Raw genomic sequence first — 14,969 nt, forward strand, 5'->3', positions numbered from 1 at the left:
AAGGGTGGGGCGATTGCTGGAACAGGGAAAAATTTCTTCCTCTCAAATGAGCAAAATGTTGTTCTTGGTCATCGTGGCCTCAACTGTGATTTCAGTTCCGAGCCTTACGGGCAAGTACGCGCAAAACGACTTGTGGCTATCGCCCATACTGGCATCATTGATCGGATTTTTGACAGTGTTTATCGTCTTTTCATTAAACAGGCTGTATCCGCAGCAAACGGTTATCCAATACAGCCCAGACATCATTGGCAAGGTTCCGGGAAAAATTTTCGGACTGCTTCTGCTGTTTTTTTACCTTCACATCACGGGCCTCATCGTCCGCAATTATGCCGAGTTCATCATGGGAAACTTTTTGCCGCAGACGCCGATCAGCATCGTGATTTTCACGATGATCGCTGTGTGCGTATATGGAGTAAAAGCGGGGATTGAGACGATTGGGCGGACAGCACAGGTCTTTTTCTTTTTCTTCCTGTTTCCGTTGATCCTGATGCCGTTTTTGCTGCGCGACATGCACCTCGATTTCGTTTTCCCCATGTTTGAGCACGGCTTGCTGCCGGCGTTGAAGGGGGCGATAATCCCCCAAGCCTACTTTAGCGAGATGTTCCTGATGTCGTTTTTGCTCCCGTATGTAACCGATCCCGAAAAAGGCATGCGCGCAGGAATGCTCGCCACCCTTGGGGTCGCTGTGGTACTGACCGGTGTCAATATTTTTATCCTGCTCGTCTTCGGGAGACAGTCCTCGGATTACCTGTACCCTGTCATGGCTGCCTTTCGCTACATCAGCATAGCGGATTTCATTGAAAATCTGGACTCGGTGGTCATGACGGTCTGGATTTTGGGGATGTACGTCAAAATCAGCGTGTTTTACTACGCCACTGTACTGGGGACGAGCCAGTGGCTGGAGCTGTCTGACTATCGCCCGATTGTCATTCCGATCGGGATGCTTATTGCGGCGATCAGCTTCTGGTCGATGCCGAATATCAACGCGCCAGTTATCTCGTTCCCGTTTTACAGCCCGCTCATGCAGACGATTTGCCCGTTGCTGCTGCTTGGTGTCGCCTATTTGCGCAAAAAAGGCAAGCGGCAAAGCCAAGCCCAAACCGCCGCTGCGTCTGGCAGTGTCCATTCAGAAAAGCAAGAAGGATGAGGAACCATGCTCGAAACGGGAAAAATATCAGCCTTGCAGATTGGGATGTTGATCTATCCAGTCGTCATGTCCACAGCGATGCTTAGCGGACCAAGCCTCATGGCACAGCAAGCGCAAAACGACTTGTGGCTGTCTCCGCTATGGGCTTCTCTCGGCGGTTTTTTCAGTGTATGGATCGCGATCCAACTCAACAAGCGTTTTCCCGGCATGTCCATTATCGAGCTTGCGCGAGAAATCACCGGAAAAGCTCCTGCTGCTGTCCTGGGCTTCTTGTACTTGTACGTCTTGCTGCAAGCAAACGCCGTCATCGTGCGGGAGTATGCGGATTTTATCGCTTATTTCTTGCAGGAAACCCCGCTTGTCCTCATTATGGGCGCCCTGATCCTCGTCTGTTCGCTTGCGGTAAAAGGGGGCATCGAGGTGATGGGAAGGACGGCGCAAGTGTTTTTCCCGGCGTTTATTTTGCCGCTGCTCATGATGATCGGGCTTGTTTTCCCTGCGCTGGACCCCGGCAATCTTCTTCCGATTTTGGACAAAGGGCTGCTGCCGTCCGTAAAAGGAGCGTACATACCACTGGGCTGGTTTAGCGAGATGTTTCTGATTTCCTACTTGCTGCCTTCCCTGTCCGACCGCAAGTATGCCGCGACGTCGGCCTTTTTCGCAGTAGTCGGAGCCATGCTGACGATGGTGATCGTGAACATGGTTACGCTGTTTTTGATGGGGGACGCGCTCGACAACGTCTTGTTTCCGATTATGGATACGGCCCGGTATGTGAACGTTGCCGATTTTTTTGAGAATATGGATTCTGCCGTCATGGCGGTTTGGGTGATTGGCGTCTACGTCAAAGTCTCGATGTTTTACTATGCGACAGTGCTCGGCACCGCACAATGGCTGAATCTGACATCTTACCAGCCGCTTATTTTGCCGGTCGGCATGTTGATTTTGCTATTCTGCTTTTGGGGAGTCCCAAGCGTCTACATCGTGAAGGAAGCCGCAGCAGTAGCGATTCCGGCCTTGTTCGTGCTGTTCTTTTGTTTCATTCCGGCAGGGCTTTTGCTCTGGGCGATCGTGCGCGGGAAGCGTAACCGCACAGAGGAGGCAGAATCAGGGTGAGAACGTGGGGGAGCGTTTTGATTCTTGTTGTCTGTGCGCTGCTGCTTGGCGGCTGCTGGGACCGAACGGAAATCAACGACCTCGCGATTATTACCGCGGCTGCTGTGGACAAGGCGGAAGAGAGCGAGATTGTGTTGAGCATCCAGGTGTTCATCCCGAGAGCGGTGGGGGGACCTGGGCTGGGCGGACCGACAGGGAGCTCGGAACGCGCGCTTACGACCATCCTGAGTGCAAAGGGAGAGAATATTGCCGATGCGATGTCCAAGGTCCAGAGCAAGCTTCCCCGAAAAATTTTTTGGGGGCATTGCAAAGTTTACTTGTTTGGAGAAGCAGTGGCAAAGGACGGAATTGCCGGGCATATCGATTTTCTCGTACGCCATCCAGAGCCGCGCAACCGCGCCTACTTGTACGTTTCCAAAGGAAAAGCAGGGGAGCATCTCGGAAACAATAGCCTCCTGGAGCGTTCCACGGCGGAAGCGCTGCGGGAATTGGCGAGCCTGCATCTTGGCATGGCAGTTACCTTGATTGATTTTCGAAACATGCTCAATGGAGAATCCCGGGCAGTCGTTCTTCCTTATATTGAGGCAGGAAGCAAGCTGGAAAAGCCGGCGCAAATTCAGGAAAACACGCTGCTATTGGGAAGTGCGATCTTCCGCAAGGATAAAATGATTGGCGTTCTGTCGACAAAGGCAACAAGAGGCTTGCTCTGGCTGCGAGACGAGATTATCCGCGCTTCCATCAGCGTGCAGATTCCGGCAGGGCAAGGACGGGTATCCGTCATGCCGATTCGGGGTAAGACGAAGCTGATACCGGCAATTGAGGACGGAAAGTGGTCCATTCTGGTCAAAATCGAGGCAGAGGGAGACATCGTCGAAAACGGCACGAAGCTTGATATGATGGAGATGAGCAGCAACGCTCTTGTGCAAAAAGCAGTGGAAGACGACGTCCGCTCCCGCATCGAGCTGGCCTTGTATCATTTGCAAAAGGAACTGAATGCGGATGTGACCAACTTTGCCGCCGCTTTTCACCGGAAGTATCCGCAAAAATGGCATGAAGCCAAGCAAAATTGGGACAAAATTTATCCACAGATCGAGGTCAGTACGCAGATTCATATCACAGTCCGTCGTCCGGGACTGGTCACGGATTCGGTTGGACACCCGGGAAGCCACGACAAAAGGAAGTAGCGCACGACCAGCTATGCTTGTATGAACCAAAAGAGACGGGATCAGCAAGGCGCAGGAGGTGGATGAAATGAATGGGAGATGGATGGATTTTTTAATAGGCTCCTTTGTGGGAACGCTTGTTGCAGGCATCCTGTTTGTGCTATTGGCGTTTTTCACGTTTCGTCCCATGCTGCAGTGGATGCTCGGTCGCTTCATGAAACGCTTGATGTCGGACCGCTATCCGGAAAATATTTTCGAGATGGTGTCGGCTTTGACCAAGGTGAGTCCGCGCTATGTGTTGGAGAACAGCTTGCGGGTGACGACGGGGCAGGCCATTGAACGGCCATTTGGCAGTCCGCGCAAATTTCTCAACTTCGACGGGCTGATCTTTTCTCCGGCCCAACTGGCGGTGCTGCCAGCAAACGAGGACGCCGAGGTGGATATGAAGATCACGATTGGCCCTATGGCAAAACGGCCGCTGATCCTCGATATTCCTCTCATGCCTGGGGCGATGGGCTTCGGGATTGGCATCAGTGAGCCTGTCAAGATCGCGATGGCAAAAGGGGCGGCTGCTGCGGGCACCCTGAGCAATACGGGTGAAGGGCCGCTTTTGCCGGAGGAAAGAAAATACGCCAAGCATCTCATCATTCAGTACAATTCGGGAACGTGGTCCAAGGATGAGGAAACGCTGCGGCAGGCAGACGCGATTGAAATTCATTTCGGGCAGGGTGCGACAGCGGCGGCAGCCAGCTTTATCCCTTCTGAATTCATTACGGGCAAGGCAAGCCAGCTCATGGGCGTGGAGGGTGAGGAAATGGTTGTCATACCGTCGCGCCATGCAGAGGTCAACAGCCCGGAAGATTTGCGCAAGCTGGTGGACAAGCTGCGCACGATCACAGACGGCGTTCCGATTGGCGTGAAAATATGTGCAAGCGCCATACTGGAGCAGGATTTGGAAATTGCCATCCAGGCTGGCGTTGATTTCATCAGCATCGACGGCGGACAGGCCGGTACGAAGGGCGGCCCGCCTATCTTGGAGGACGATTTCGGCTTGCCGACGATTTACGCCTTGTGCCGTGCCGTCCAGTATTTGAAGGAGAGAGGGGTCAAGGAGCGCATCACGCTATTGTCTGGCGGCGGCTATACGACTCCCGGCGAGTGTCTCAAGGCGATTGCTCTGGGCGCAGACGGCATTTTTATGGGAACGGCCCTCCTGTGGGCAATGACCCACGATCAGGTGACAAAGGCGATCCCATGGGAGCCGCCGACAGAGCTGACGAATTACCCTGGGAAGTTGAAGGACAAATTTGACGCCGAACGGGCTGCCAAGCACTTGACGAATTTTTTCCTCTCGTTTGTAGACGAAATGGAGATTGCCATCCTTGCTTTGGGAAAAACTTCACTGCGTGATGTGACAGCAGACGATCTCGTAGCCCTTGATGAGTTGACGAGCAAAGTGACGAAAGTACCGCTTGCCTTCCAGTCTTCTGAGGGAAGCTGAACAAAACCGACGGCGGGCGACATTGGGGAGGGATTCGAATGAATCAGGGAATCATTCCGATACAGGAAAAACGACAATACAAAGGCTGGAGGATGACGCAGACGTGGGAACATTTGCTGTTCGCGCACTGGGCCGTTTCGCCCAAGGCACTGCGCGGACTGATTCCGGCAGGGCTGGAACTCGATACGCATGATGGGTTTGCCTGGATCAGCGTCATTCCGTTTCTGCTCACCAGAGTCCGTCTCCGTCACCTGTTTCCGGTCCCGTATGTCACGACCTTCCCCGAAATCAATGTACGAACCTATGTAAAGGCAGGTTCGACACGAGGCGTCTACTTTTTGTCATTGGATACCTCTCATTTGCTCGTGACGGGCATAGCTAAATATTGGTATCGCCTACCCTATTATCATGCGAGGATGGATTTTCGGCCCCACGCGACCCGCATCGATTTTCAATCGGAGCGACGGCCGGAAAAGACGCCTGCGTTTTGCGGCAGCTACTGGCCGGTGTCCGAGCCTGCTCTTGCCGGCGAAAACACGTTGGAGCACTGGCTGACCGAACGCTATACCCTTTTTTGTCAATGCAAGAAAACAAAAAGACTTTACTATGCCAACGTCTACCATGAGCCGTGGATGCTGCAGAGAGCCGATGCGCATATCCAGGCAAACTCCATGCTGTCACCGTTATCCCTGACTGTCAGTGAGAAGCCTGACCTGATGGTGTACGCTCGCGGGGTAGAAAGCTACATCTGGCCGCTGGAAAGACTCTCCCTGCCTGAAGGGGAACGGAGCCAATGAAGTGGCTTGTATGCTTGCTTTGCCTGTGCGCGTGCTTGCTTGGCGGGTGTTGGGACCGCGTTGAAATCAACGATATTGCACTCGTGACCGCAGCCGCCATCGACTTGTCTACACCCGACGTCATCGAGCTGTCTGTTCAGGTGTTTATCCCGCGTTCAGTCAGTGAAGGAAATGGTTCCCAGGAAGCGATGACGATCATTCGTACGGAAAAAGGCGACAATATTGCCGATGCGATGTCAAAAGTTCAGCTGAATGTGCCAAGGAAAGTGTTTTGGGGCCATTGCAGGGTGTATATTTACGGAGAAGCGCTGGCCAGGCACGGCTTGAACGATTTCGTCGACTTTTTTGCGCGTCACCCTGAGCCGCGCAACCGCGCCTATGTATTTGTGAGCAAAGGGAAAGCGCGCGATATTCTGCAGGTAATGCCGCCACTCGAACGATACCCCGCCGAAGTCGTTCGCAAGCTGTCGGACATGCATGTCGGGATTAACGTCACGCTGTTGGATCTGCAAAAAATGTTTGCTGCAGGCACAGATTCCATCGCCTTGCCGATGGTGGAGCTCATGAAGCCGCCCAATGAAGAGCGGCCCAAGGAAACAAACCCGTATTTATCGGGGACGGCTGTCTTCCGGAACGGCAAGATGATTGGCACCCTGTCCGCCCAGACGACGAAAGGGCTTATCTGGCTGAGGGACGAAGCCTTCCGCATGACCGTGACAGGCAAGATCACGCAGGAACGGGGCTTAGTGACGTTCAGGTCGATTCGGGAAAAGACCAGGCTGAAGCCCCGGATCGAAGACGGCAGATGGAAGATGCTCGTCGAAATCGACACAGTGGGATTCATCGTGCAAAACGGAACGAGACTGACTTTGGACACACCCGAGCAGATCGCGAAGACCGAAGCGGCCATGAGCAAAGAAATCGAATCAGAAGTTCGGCTCGCGCTCCAAGAGGTGCAAAAGGAGTTACAGGTAGATATACTGAATTTCGCCCGACAGTTTCATCGCAAATACCCGAAAGAGTTTGCGGCAGTACGGGAGAACTGGAATCAGGTGTTTTCCGAAATCGAAGTGGATTTCAAAGTGAAGGTCAACGTCAGACGGACGGGCCTGATTGCTGTGCCAGCTGGCTTGCCCAACTCCGATGTAAAGCGTTGATGAGGAAGCGAGCCAACAGAAAAAGGCAAGAACACAGGCTGATGCCGCGGCTTACGGCATCAGTCTTTTGGGCATGCAGACTTGCCTGCTGCAGGACGGATCGGTAAGATAGGAGAATGACACTTTTTCGATAAAACAGGGAGGATATGGTACTTGCTATGGGGCGAAAAGAACGAATAGCAGAGCTCGACCTCATTCGTGCCTTTGCCTTTCTCGCGGTCGTCTATCAGCATGTGATCGGCGTCTTTATCAGAGAGAAGGGCTTGAGTGAACAAACTGCTATCGTATACGGAATGTTGTTTCATTTGTTAAAATTCGCCGTTCCGGCATTTATTTTCATTACCGGACTGGTCTTGTTTTACAACTATTACGAAAAAGTCAACTACCTTGCTTTTATGCGCAAGCGGGTGACGGAAATTCTGGTTCCATATGGGATCTGGTCGGCCATCTACATGTCGTTGCAGACGAAGCCTCTGGGCGAGGGCAGCGCCTTTTTGTGGACAGTCGCCAAAAAACTCGTGACGGGAACGGCGTCCTATCACTTGTGGTTTGTCGTGATGATCTTCCAGTTTTATTTGCTTTATCCGCTGTGGCAAAAGCTGTTTCGATTTTTGTATCGCCTGGTCAGTAGCCGCATCCGTTTTCTTGTGCTCGGTGCGGTTGCTGCGTGCGTGTATGCGGGTCTGATGTGGTTTTCCGCCCGCTATATTCCGGCGCACCCTGGCGATTTTGACGGAGGCTGGTTGGAAGCGTACTTTATCAAGTACCGCGACCGCAACAGCTTCTATTACTTCTTCTACTTTTTGCTCGGCGGTGTGGCTGCCGTCGCCCTGCCGGCTTTCAGGGACAGCCTGCGCAAGCGCTGGCCGCTGATCGTGACGGCGTTTTGCCTGTTGTACGTCTGGATCGGCTACGAGCTGTTCCGCGACTCCAAGAGCGGCACGATCAATTTGAATGTCGCGACCTCCTTGAAGCCGTCCATGTTTTTCTACACCGTCGCTTCGCTTTTGGGCGTGTACGCCCTGGCGCTTTGGCTCGGGAAAAAGAAAGCGGCTTGGACACACTTGCTCGGGCTTGTCGGAAAGTATTCGTACGGCGCGTATTTGCTGCACGCATTGATTCTCACCTATTTGATGAAGGGGCTGCGCGCCGTTGAGCTGTTTCACACCGGGTTCGTCGGCAGCCTGGTCGTTTTTGTCCTTTGTGCGGCTGTCTCGTTTTTGCTGTCGTACGGGCTGGGCAAGCTGCCATTTGGCGCTCTGCTCGTGGGCGCAGCCGAGAAAAAACGGGTAAGCGCGCCTGCGCCAAAGCAACTGCAAAACGCCGGGTAACGTAAAAAAGGGAAGCTGTTTTGCGGTTCGCTGCCAGCCGTTTTCACGCTTTGACGGAAAACGGGCGAGAGATTTTATCGCAGAAAAAGGAATTGGGGCGTGGCGGATGGAAAAAAGTAGGAGCAAGAAGGGAGGATAAGATCACGCATGCTCTTCGCCTACATTCAGTTGGCCCTATCAATGGCATTGGTAGGCATGAACATTTCCATCGGGAAGGAAATTGTTTCACACGTCCCCGTCTTTTTGTTTTCCGAACTGCGCTTTTTAATCGCGATCATCATTTTGCTGCCGCTTTTGGCCTTGCGCGGCGAGTGGAAGACGTCGTGGAAAAAAGAAGAGGGAAGCGTTTTGTTCTGGCAGTCGTTTTTCGGGGTGTTTCTGTTCAGTATTTGCATGCTGTACGGCGTCCAATGGACTACCGCGACGGCAGCAGGGATCATTACCAGCACAGTTCCGGCCTGCATTGCGCTTTTTTCCTTTTGGCTTTTGAAGGAAAAGCTACAGGTGAACAATGTCGCAGCAATCGTCCTCTCGGTATGCGGCATCGCCCTGATTACATTTACGGGTGGATCAGGCGTACAGACGCTTGCGAGCATGTTCGGCAACCTGCTTGTCTTTTTGGCTGTCGTGAGTGAAGCGTTGTTCACGATTTTCGCCAAGCGGTTGTCGGGCAAAATCACGCCGTTCCAAATGACCGCCGCGATCAATGTCATCAGCTTCGTCATGTTTTTGCCGTTTGCCGCCTGGGAGGGGATTCGCTTTGACTGGGGACTGGTTCCCGCCCATATTTGGTGGCTGCTCGTCTACTATGCCGTGACGGCCAGCGTCCTGTCCTTCTTTTTATGGTACAACGGAGTCGCCAAGGTCGAGGCGTCCAAGGCCGGCTTGTTTACCGGGATGATGCCGATCAGCGCGGCGCTCGTCGCTGTGCTGTTTTTAGACGAAGCGTTCACCTGGCTGCACGGCATCGGCATGCTGCTCGTGCTTGCCTCCATTTTCATCGGTACACAGCAGCCAAGGCCAAAAGGGATCACCTTGGAACGGTAATCGCCACACCATGTACCTGCGGGTTTGGTCACGCTCTTTGGAAATAAGGAGCACCAACATGTCCATAGCAAAAAAGCGCTTTGGCTTCGGGGCCAAAACGCTTTTTTCTTACGCAAATTTTTTATTTCGCCAGGGCTTTTTCCAAATCTTTCACACCGCTGTAGATCAAATCGAACAGGTCGTCGATGTTGCCTTCCTCGATGCAAGAGAAGGCGATGCGCAGATCGGTCTGGCCGAGGGCGATTGTGCCTACGCCGTATTGATCCAAAAGATGCTGTCGGAGTGTTTCCGCATCGACGGTTTTCAGCTTGAGGCACATGAAGTAGCCGGAGTTGAACGGATAGTAGCTCCAGGCGTCGTCGTACTTTCCGCTGTCGAGCAGTTTTTTCACGCGGTTGGCGCGGCTTTTCATGATTTCGTACTTTTCCTGCTTCTGCGCCTTGAACTCCGGAGAGGTGAGGGCATGCAGAACGAATGTTTGCGATGGGTGCGCTCCGCTGGAGATGGTAGCGCGGATGACGCCCAACGTTTTTTGCTCCAGGGCGGCCAACAGGTCGCTGGAAGGAGCAGCGTAAGTGATGAAGCCTACGCGGAAGCCCCAGACGTACTCTTCCTTGGTCGCTCCGTCGACCTTTACAGGGAGGATGCGCGGATGCACGTTGTAGAGGCTTGGGAACAGCGACTCGTGCAAAGAGTCCTCGAAGAACAGGCCAAAGTACGCATCGTCTGTCACCGCAACGATGTTGATGCCAGCTTCTGCGCCTTCCTTGAGCGCTGCGACGATTTGACGGCCTTCTTCCGCGCCCGGCGTGTAGCCTGTCGGGTTGTTCGGGAAGTTCAGGACGACAATCGCTTTTCCTTTATCTTTTTGCGCCAGGATCGCATCGCGCAATCCGGTGGCATTAAATTTCATCTCGTCGTTATACAATGGATAGTAGACCATTTCGGCACCACGGCGGATGGAGAAGGTCAGTTCGTAGTTTTCCCAGTTTTTGTCCGGGATAATCACGCTGTCGCCGCTGTCAGCAAACAGGTCGGCCACGATGCTGAGCCCGTGTGTCAGAGCATTGGTGACGATCGGGTTGCTGAAGGAATAGTTTGCCAGAGCAGGTTGTTCCTCAATCATTTTTTGCCGCCATGCTGCGCGCAGCTCAGGTTTTCCGGCAGGAGGAGCGTATTCATACAAATCTTTCGGCTGGAAGGCAGACAGTTTGTCTTGAATGACCTTCAGATGCATAGGTTGTCCGTTTTCCAGCGCAATGCCGATGGTGGCGTTGTATTTTTTCGCTTTTGCTTTCGCTTCAGCCGATTGGCTCAGGATGCCCTCTTTTGGAAAGTAAATCAGCTTGCCGATGTTGGACAGCATGTCAAAAACGTGTGGATTTTCCCGCTGAATCGTGTCATTCAGCTGTGATGCCAGTGAATGCATGGTAGCCTCCCTCTTCCTTTGGAACATCTGTTTAACTTCATCTAACTTCATCAATAAAGATAGCGCATCTACATGCATTTGTCATCTAGCAGGCGGGGATTTTTCAGATTTTTACGGATTGCTTTGACAAGGAACGAAAACCTTTGCTACGGTGGAAGCACATAAAGGGGCAGGGGGGGAATTACGATGGCAGAACGGACAATCGTACGACTTGGTGATCCGATTTTGCGCGAAAGGTCAAAACGAATTTCATCCATGACTCCTCATATGGAAATGATCGCGGAAGACATGAAGCATACGCTTTACGCGAAAAAAGGGCGGGCCGGACTGTCGGCCGTTCAGATCGGCGTACCGCTGAGACTGGTCGTCATTGATGACGGCAACGGCCTGATCGAGCTGATAAACCCGGAAATAGTGGAAATGAGCGGCATGCAGGTCGGCCCGGAAGCTTGCCTGTCCATCCCCGGCGTAGTAGGGATCGTCAGCCGCTCGCGCTATGTAAAAGTGAAGGCGCAAAACCGCAGGGGCGAGCCGTTCGTTCTGGAAGCGGAAGATTTTCTTGCCCGCTGTGTGCAGCACGAGATCGACCATCTCGAAGGCATTTTGTTCATCGACCACGTCGAAGCGCTGTACTCTGCCAAAACAGGAAAGCCGCTCAGGCAAAAGGAAGCCAATGCCATTCTGGCCTACAAAAGAGAGACGTACCGCAAAGCATAAAAAAGCAGCGAAATCGTTTGGCGACAGCAAGGAGAATGACAAATGAAGCGTTGGAACATCGTACTGACAGGATTCGGAACAGTAGGCAAGCAAATTGTGCGACTTCTCGCACAGCGCCAGGACAGGTACCGCACGCTGTACCAGGCAGACGTCCGGCTGGTCGGAGTGGCCAGATCCAACGGGGCGATCTACAATCCTGATGGCCTTGCAAAAGAACAACTGGAAACGCTTGCGAAGTCCAGTCTGCCAGAGCTGCCGGAATGGGACGGGGAAAAGTGGCTGTCGAGCGTAGAAGCGGATGTGCTGATCGAGGCCGGACCGTCTGATGCAAAGACAGGAGGGCCGGGCCTTCGCTACATCCGTCAGGCGCTTGCGGGCGGCATGCACGCGATTGCTGTGTCCAAAGGCGCGCTCGTCGTCGACTACAGAGGCTTGTCGGCCCTGGCGCAAGCAAACGGCGTACAGTTGAAAATCAGCGGCGCAACAGCCGCTGCATTGCCTACGATCGACTTGTTCACCTACAATCTGGCGGGCTGTGAAATCAAGCACGTTGAGGGCATTTTTACGGGAACGACCAACTTTGTGTTAACGAGCGTCATGGAGGAAGGCATCACGAGCGAGGAAGCGATTCGCCGGGCGCAAAAAATGGGCATCGCCGAACCGGACCCGACCTACGACATCGACGGCTGGGATACCGCATCAAAAATCGCCATTTTGGCCAACGCCGTATTTGACGCAAAAGTCAACCTATCCGACATTCCGCGAGCGAGCGTGCGCGACTTGTCCCTGGAACAGATCGCGGGGTGGAAACGCGCTGGTCAAGTACCAAAACTGATTGGCACGATCAGACGGACAGCAGACGGCGTAAAGGCAGCAGTTGAGCTTGTCGCAGTTGAGGCCACGCACCCTTTTGCCAGGGTAAACCAAACGACAAAAGCCATCCGGGTAGAAACAGACGTCATGGGTGAACTGCTGGTAGTGGGAGGAAAGTCGGACCCTGTTGCAGCAGCGGCAGCAGCGTTGAAAGACCTGGAGCATTTGCTAGGCAGATAGCAGGGATGTTTGCACCGCCATCTGCCGCTTCCAGCGATCGGCAGGCATGATTCGGCTTTGTTTTCGCGCATACTAGAAACGTGCCACGCACAAATAGCAGCGAGGGGGACTATACGGATGAAGCAATCGTCTGATGTCAATGCCGAACTGCAACAAGTCTCTGCCTATCCAACCAAGCAGGAGATGAACCAAAAGGACGTCGCTCTGTTTGAGGAGCAGAAAGACTGCGGCTGTACCCTCAAAGCGAAAAACGCGGCAAATACGGAGCAAGGATAGCTCCACACGAAAAAGCCGGGCCTCTTTTTCGAAAAGAGATACCCGGCTTTCGTGTACGAGGCTACGCGATGCTTGGCGCAGCCATGTTTTTATCCGATGAATTCCTGAACCCAGTAACCGTTCGTGTAGCCGACACCAATCTTGGTGAATGCCGGGTTCATGATATTTTTGCGGTGGCCTTCACTGTTCATCCACTGGGTCATCACTTCTTGCGGAGTACGCTGACCCATGGCAATATTTTCTCCTGCTGTCATGAAGGAAATGCCGAATTGCTTCATCATGTCAAACGGAGAGCCGTACGTTGGGCTGTTGTGGTCAAAGTAGTTGTTGTTTGCCATGTCCGCTGCCTTGGCGAGCGCTACTTTGGACAGGGCCGCATCCATTGTCACAGGCGCAAGTCCTGCTTTGGCGCGTTCCTGGTTCACCAGATCAGCAACCTGCTTGGCGAAGTCGCCAGCTTGTACCTGTCCTGTCTGGTTCGCTGGAACAGTCGGCGTGACGTTCTGGGCCGGTTTGGCCGGAGCTTGCGGTGTTGGTTGCGCTTGTTTTTGCACTGGCTGCTTTTGCACAGGTGCAGGATTCACGGGTGAAACAGGCTGTTGTTGCTGCGCATTTGGTGCAAAAGGAAGCTGACCCATATATGGAATCCATTGATATTGGAATTGGTATTGCGTGCCAGTTGCTGGTACCGGGCAATTTGCCGCAGCGGATGCAGATGGGGTAAATCCAGTCAAAGCCAAGCCCAATCCCAGAGTCATCGCGATGGCAGCAGCTCCAATACGTTTCATATTCACATCGTCTCCTTTTTTTGGCCTACGAGGTTAGTTGTCGGATTCGGATTGAGGAAACAACCCTACGCTCCTTCGAGCGATTCACCCCTTAGTGGGCACGTGACCCACAAAAAGATCCCCCGCACTTCCATTCGCAGGAAGTTTCGGCTTGTTGGTTTGGCATGAACCAGAATATCAGACAATCCCGCCCGAAATAAAGGAGTAATATCTGCCAAACCGCTGGAAACGCTGGAACTACTAGGCTTATTCGTCCTCGTTCTCAGGCTCGTTCCACGCTGTCAATCCACCGAGCAGCGCTTTGGCTTCATATCCGTGCTGGCGCAATAGAGCAGCCGCTTTTTGCGCCTTGTTTCCCGACGTACAGACGGTAATGATCTGCGCGTTTTTCGCCACAGAATCTGTTTCTTCATCTAAGGGCTTGTCTTGTTCAAGCATGTGCACATAAGGAACGTTTTTGGTTGCGGCAAATTCGCTTGTGAGAGTGCCTGCCTGGAATTTTGCCTCGTCGCGGACGTCAAGGATAAGCACGGGTGTACGTTTTTCCAATAGCTCGATTACTTCTTGTTTCGTCCAGGTGTCTTTTTGCATTTGTCATCCCTCCCGCTTGTATTGTAGCAGTTCCTTTTCTCGTAGAGTAGCAGGGAATGGTTGATTTTTACGTTCTGGATATGTTATAGTGAAATTGCTACTTGAGTAATGGAGCCTTATCCTTCGAGGTGAATGCTGATGGATCACGCTTTTGAATTCCCGATTCACACTGGCGCGGTCATCGGAGCCGCAAGGATGGAAGAGAGGAAGGGCTTTCGTCGTTTTAGGTTTTCAAAACGTTTTGGTTTTTGCACGGCAGTTCCGTCTTGTGATATTTTCATTTTTTCGAAGTAGATCAACTTCACATATCATCAAGGCATATCGCGCTTTGCCATGGGGTATTTCTTCATGATATGTGAACTTTATTTGCTTCGGTAAATATGACTAGCATATTCAAATTGAATTTTGGAGGTTTTCTCATGCAAGTGATCGGAACAGTAAAATGGTTTAACGCAGAAAAAGGTTACGGTTTCATTCAAGTAGAAGGCGGAGACGATGTATTCGTACATTACAGCGCAATCCAAGGTGAAGGCTTCAAAACTTTGGAAGAAGGCCAACGCGTTGAGTTCAACATTGTAACTGGCAACCGTGGTCCTCAAGCGGAGAACGTAGTAAAACTGTAAGTCTCCTTAAGAAAAAGAAACTGTCCGTCAGCGGGCAGTTTTTTTCTTTTCTCCACATTGTTTTAACCGAAACGGATGGGTAACTGGTCGTGAACCAAGATGATTGGGCTTCGGGTTGACGCGCGGAGCTTGTCATTGACGGCAACTGGACTGTCCGCTAAAATTTTGTAGACGTCGGAAAATTTTTCCTGGCGTCTTTTTTTCTACTGGATGCTGTTTACATCAAATAGAGCGGA

15 protein-coding genes and 1 riboswitch are annotated in these 14,969 nt (G+C 52.5%); of the genes, 12 read left to right on the top strand and 3 right to left on the bottom strand.

The window, feature by feature from the left end; translation table 11 throughout:
• The first annotated feature begins 4 nt into the window (after positions 1 to 4).
• The 8 genes from EDM57_RS05570 (at position 5) to EDM57_RS05605 (ending at position 9,256) form a co-directional block, all read left to right on the top strand.
• Positions 5 to 1,147, top strand: a complete 1,143-nt coding sequence (locus EDM57_RS05570; RefSeq protein WP_122903784.1) for a GerAB/ArcD/ProY family transporter — start codon at positions 5 to 7, stop codon at positions 1,145 to 1,147.
• A 6-nt stretch (positions 1,148 to 1,153) separates the two neighbouring features.
• Positions 1,154 to 2,260 carry a GerAB/ArcD/ProY family transporter gene (locus EDM57_RS05575; RefSeq protein WP_122903785.1) on the top strand — a complete coding sequence of 369 codons (1,107 nt, stop codon included), beginning with the start codon at positions 1,154 to 1,156 and terminating at the stop codon, positions 2,258 to 2,260.
• Positions 2,257 to 3,444, top strand: coding sequence for a Ger(x)C family spore germination protein (locus EDM57_RS05580; protein ID WP_122903786.1), 1,188 nt, complete (start codon positions 2,257 to 2,259; stop codon positions 3,442 to 3,444). Before EDM57_RS05575 ends, EDM57_RS05580 begins: the two co-directional genes overlap by 4 nt.
• Before the next feature lie 67 nt (positions 3,445 to 3,511).
• Positions 3,512 to 4,924, top strand: coding sequence for an FMN-binding glutamate synthase family protein (locus tag EDM57_RS05585; protein ID WP_122903787.1), 1,413 nt, complete (start codon positions 3,512 to 3,514; stop codon positions 4,922 to 4,924).
• A gap of 38 nt (positions 4,925 to 4,962) precedes the next feature.
• On the top strand, positions 4,963 to 5,721 hold the full coding sequence (locus EDM57_RS05590; protein WP_122903788.1) for a YqjF family protein: 759 nt from the start codon (positions 4,963 to 4,965) through the stop codon (positions 5,719 to 5,721).
• Positions 5,718 to 6,878 carry a Ger(x)C family spore germination protein gene (locus tag EDM57_RS05595; RefSeq protein ID WP_122903789.1) on the top strand — a complete coding sequence of 387 codons (1,161 nt, stop codon included), beginning with the start codon at positions 5,718 to 5,720 and terminating at the stop codon, positions 6,876 to 6,878. Before EDM57_RS05590 ends, EDM57_RS05595 begins: the two co-directional genes overlap by 4 nt.
• 146 nt (positions 6,879 to 7,024) lie before the next feature.
• Positions 7,025 to 8,209, top strand: a complete 1,185-nt coding sequence (locus EDM57_RS05600; RefSeq protein WP_246005745.1) for an acyltransferase — start codon at positions 7,025 to 7,027, stop codon at positions 8,207 to 8,209.
• 147 nt (positions 8,210 to 8,356) lie between these two features.
• The gene (locus EDM57_RS05605; RefSeq protein WP_122903791.1) at positions 8,357 to 9,256 is read left to right on the top strand and encodes a DMT family transporter; all 900 of its coding nucleotides are present in this window, start codon (positions 8,357 to 8,359) and stop codon (positions 9,254 to 9,256) included.
• Between the two features lie 121 nt (positions 9,257 to 9,377).
• Here the strand turns inward: EDM57_RS05605 and EDM57_RS05610 are convergent, their stop codons facing one another.
• Positions 9,378 to 10,685, bottom strand: coding sequence for an aminotransferase class I/II-fold pyridoxal phosphate-dependent enzyme (locus EDM57_RS05610; RefSeq protein WP_122903792.1), 1,308 nt, complete (start codon positions 10,683 to 10,685; stop codon positions 9,378 to 9,380).
• 186 nt (positions 10,686 to 10,871) lie between these two features.
• On the opposite strand from EDM57_RS05610, the gene def reads away from it, so the two are divergent.
• The 3 genes from def to EDM57_RS23215 all read left to right on the top strand — a co-directional run bounded on the left by def (position 10,872) and on the right by EDM57_RS23215 (position 12,731).
• On the top strand, positions 10,872 to 11,402 hold the full coding sequence (def, locus tag EDM57_RS05615) for a peptide deformylase (protein ID WP_122903793.1): 531 nt from the start codon (positions 10,872 to 10,874) through the stop codon (positions 11,400 to 11,402).
• Positions 11,403 to 11,444: 42 nt separating this feature from the next.
• Positions 11,445 to 12,455, top strand: coding sequence for a homoserine dehydrogenase (locus tag EDM57_RS05620; protein WP_122903794.1), 1,011 nt, complete (start codon positions 11,445 to 11,447; stop codon positions 12,453 to 12,455).
• Positions 12,456 to 12,572: 117 nt separating this feature from the next.
• Positions 12,573 to 12,731, top strand: a complete 159-nt coding sequence (locus tag EDM57_RS23215) for a hypothetical protein (RefSeq protein WP_170163397.1) — start codon at positions 12,573 to 12,575, stop codon at positions 12,729 to 12,731.
• 89 nt (positions 12,732 to 12,820) lie between these two features.
• On the opposite strand, the gene EDM57_RS05625 is transcribed toward EDM57_RS23215, so the two are convergent.
• Both EDM57_RS05625 and EDM57_RS05630 read right to left on the bottom strand, forming a co-directional pair.
• Positions 12,821 to 13,519: a CAP domain-containing protein gene (locus EDM57_RS05625; protein WP_122903795.1), complete on the bottom strand. Its 699-nt coding sequence runs from the start codon at positions 13,517 to 13,519 to the stop codon at positions 12,821 to 12,823.
• Positions 13,520 to 13,526: 7 nt separating this feature from the next.
• Positions 13,527 to 13,681, bottom strand: a riboswitch (cyclic di-AMP (ydaO/yuaA leader).
• Between the two features lie 84 nt (positions 13,682 to 13,765).
• Entirely contained in the window at positions 13,766 to 14,110 is a 345-nt protein-coding gene (locus EDM57_RS05630) for a rhodanese-like domain-containing protein (RefSeq protein ID WP_122903796.1), read from the bottom strand.
• Positions 14,111 to 14,529: 419 nt separating this feature from the next.
• On the opposite strand from EDM57_RS05630, the gene EDM57_RS05635 reads away from it, so the two are divergent.
• A complete protein-coding gene (locus tag EDM57_RS05635; RefSeq protein WP_122903797.1) occupies positions 14,530 to 14,733 on the top strand; it encodes a cold-shock protein in 204 nt (67 codons plus the stop codon).
• Positions 14,734 to 14,969: the final 236 nt, after the last annotated feature.

Source organism: Brevibacillus gelatini, assembly GCF_003710935.1.
Taxonomy (GTDB): Bacteria; Bacillota; Bacilli; order Brevibacillales; family Brevibacillaceae; genus Brevibacillus; species Brevibacillus gelatini.

Excerpts from the sequence above, each read along its gene's own strand:
- EDM57_RS05575 (WP_122903785.1), top strand. The coding sequence starts at position 1,154 with ATGCTCGAAACGGGAAAAATATCAGCCTTGCAGATTGGGATGTTGATC.
- EDM57_RS05585 (WP_122903787.1), top strand. The coding sequence starts at position 3,512 with ATGAATGGGAGATGGATGGATTTTTTAATAGGCTCCTTTGTGGGAACG.
- EDM57_RS05590 (WP_122903788.1), top strand. The coding sequence starts at position 4,963 with ATGAATCAGGGAATCATTCCGATACAGGAAAAACGACAATACAAAGGC.
- EDM57_RS05595 (WP_122903789.1), top strand. The coding sequence starts at position 5,718 with ATGAAGTGGCTTGTATGCTTGCTTTGCCTGTGCGCGTGCTTGCTTGGC.
- EDM57_RS05600 (WP_246005745.1), top strand. The coding sequence starts at position 7,025 with ATGGTACTTGCTATGGGGCGAAAAGAACGAATAGCAGAGCTCGACCTC.
- EDM57_RS05605 (WP_122903791.1), top strand. The coding sequence starts at position 8,357 with ATGCTCTTCGCCTACATTCAGTTGGCCCTATCAATGGCATTGGTAGGC.
- EDM57_RS05610 (WP_122903792.1), bottom strand. The coding sequence starts at position 10,685 with ATGCATTCACTGGCATCACAGCTGAATGACACGATTCAGCGGGAAAAT.
- def (WP_122903793.1), top strand. The coding sequence starts at position 10,872 with ATGGCAGAACGGACAATCGTACGACTTGGTGATCCGATTTTGCGCGAA.
- EDM57_RS05620 (WP_122903794.1), top strand. The coding sequence starts at position 11,445 with ATGAAGCGTTGGAACATCGTACTGACAGGATTCGGAACAGTAGGCAAG.
- EDM57_RS23215 (WP_170163397.1), top strand. The coding sequence starts at position 12,573 with ATGAAGCAATCGTCTGATGTCAATGCCGAACTGCAACAAGTCTCTGCC.
- EDM57_RS05625 (WP_122903795.1), bottom strand. The coding sequence starts at position 13,519 with ATGAAACGTATTGGAGCTGCTGCCATCGCGATGACTCTGGGATTGGGC.
- EDM57_RS05630 (WP_122903796.1), bottom strand. The coding sequence starts at position 14,110 with ATGCAAAAAGACACCTGGACGAAACAAGAAGTAATCGAGCTATTGGAA.
- EDM57_RS05635 (WP_122903797.1), top strand. The coding sequence starts at position 14,530 with ATGCAAGTGATCGGAACAGTAAAATGGTTTAACGCAGAAAAAGGTTAC.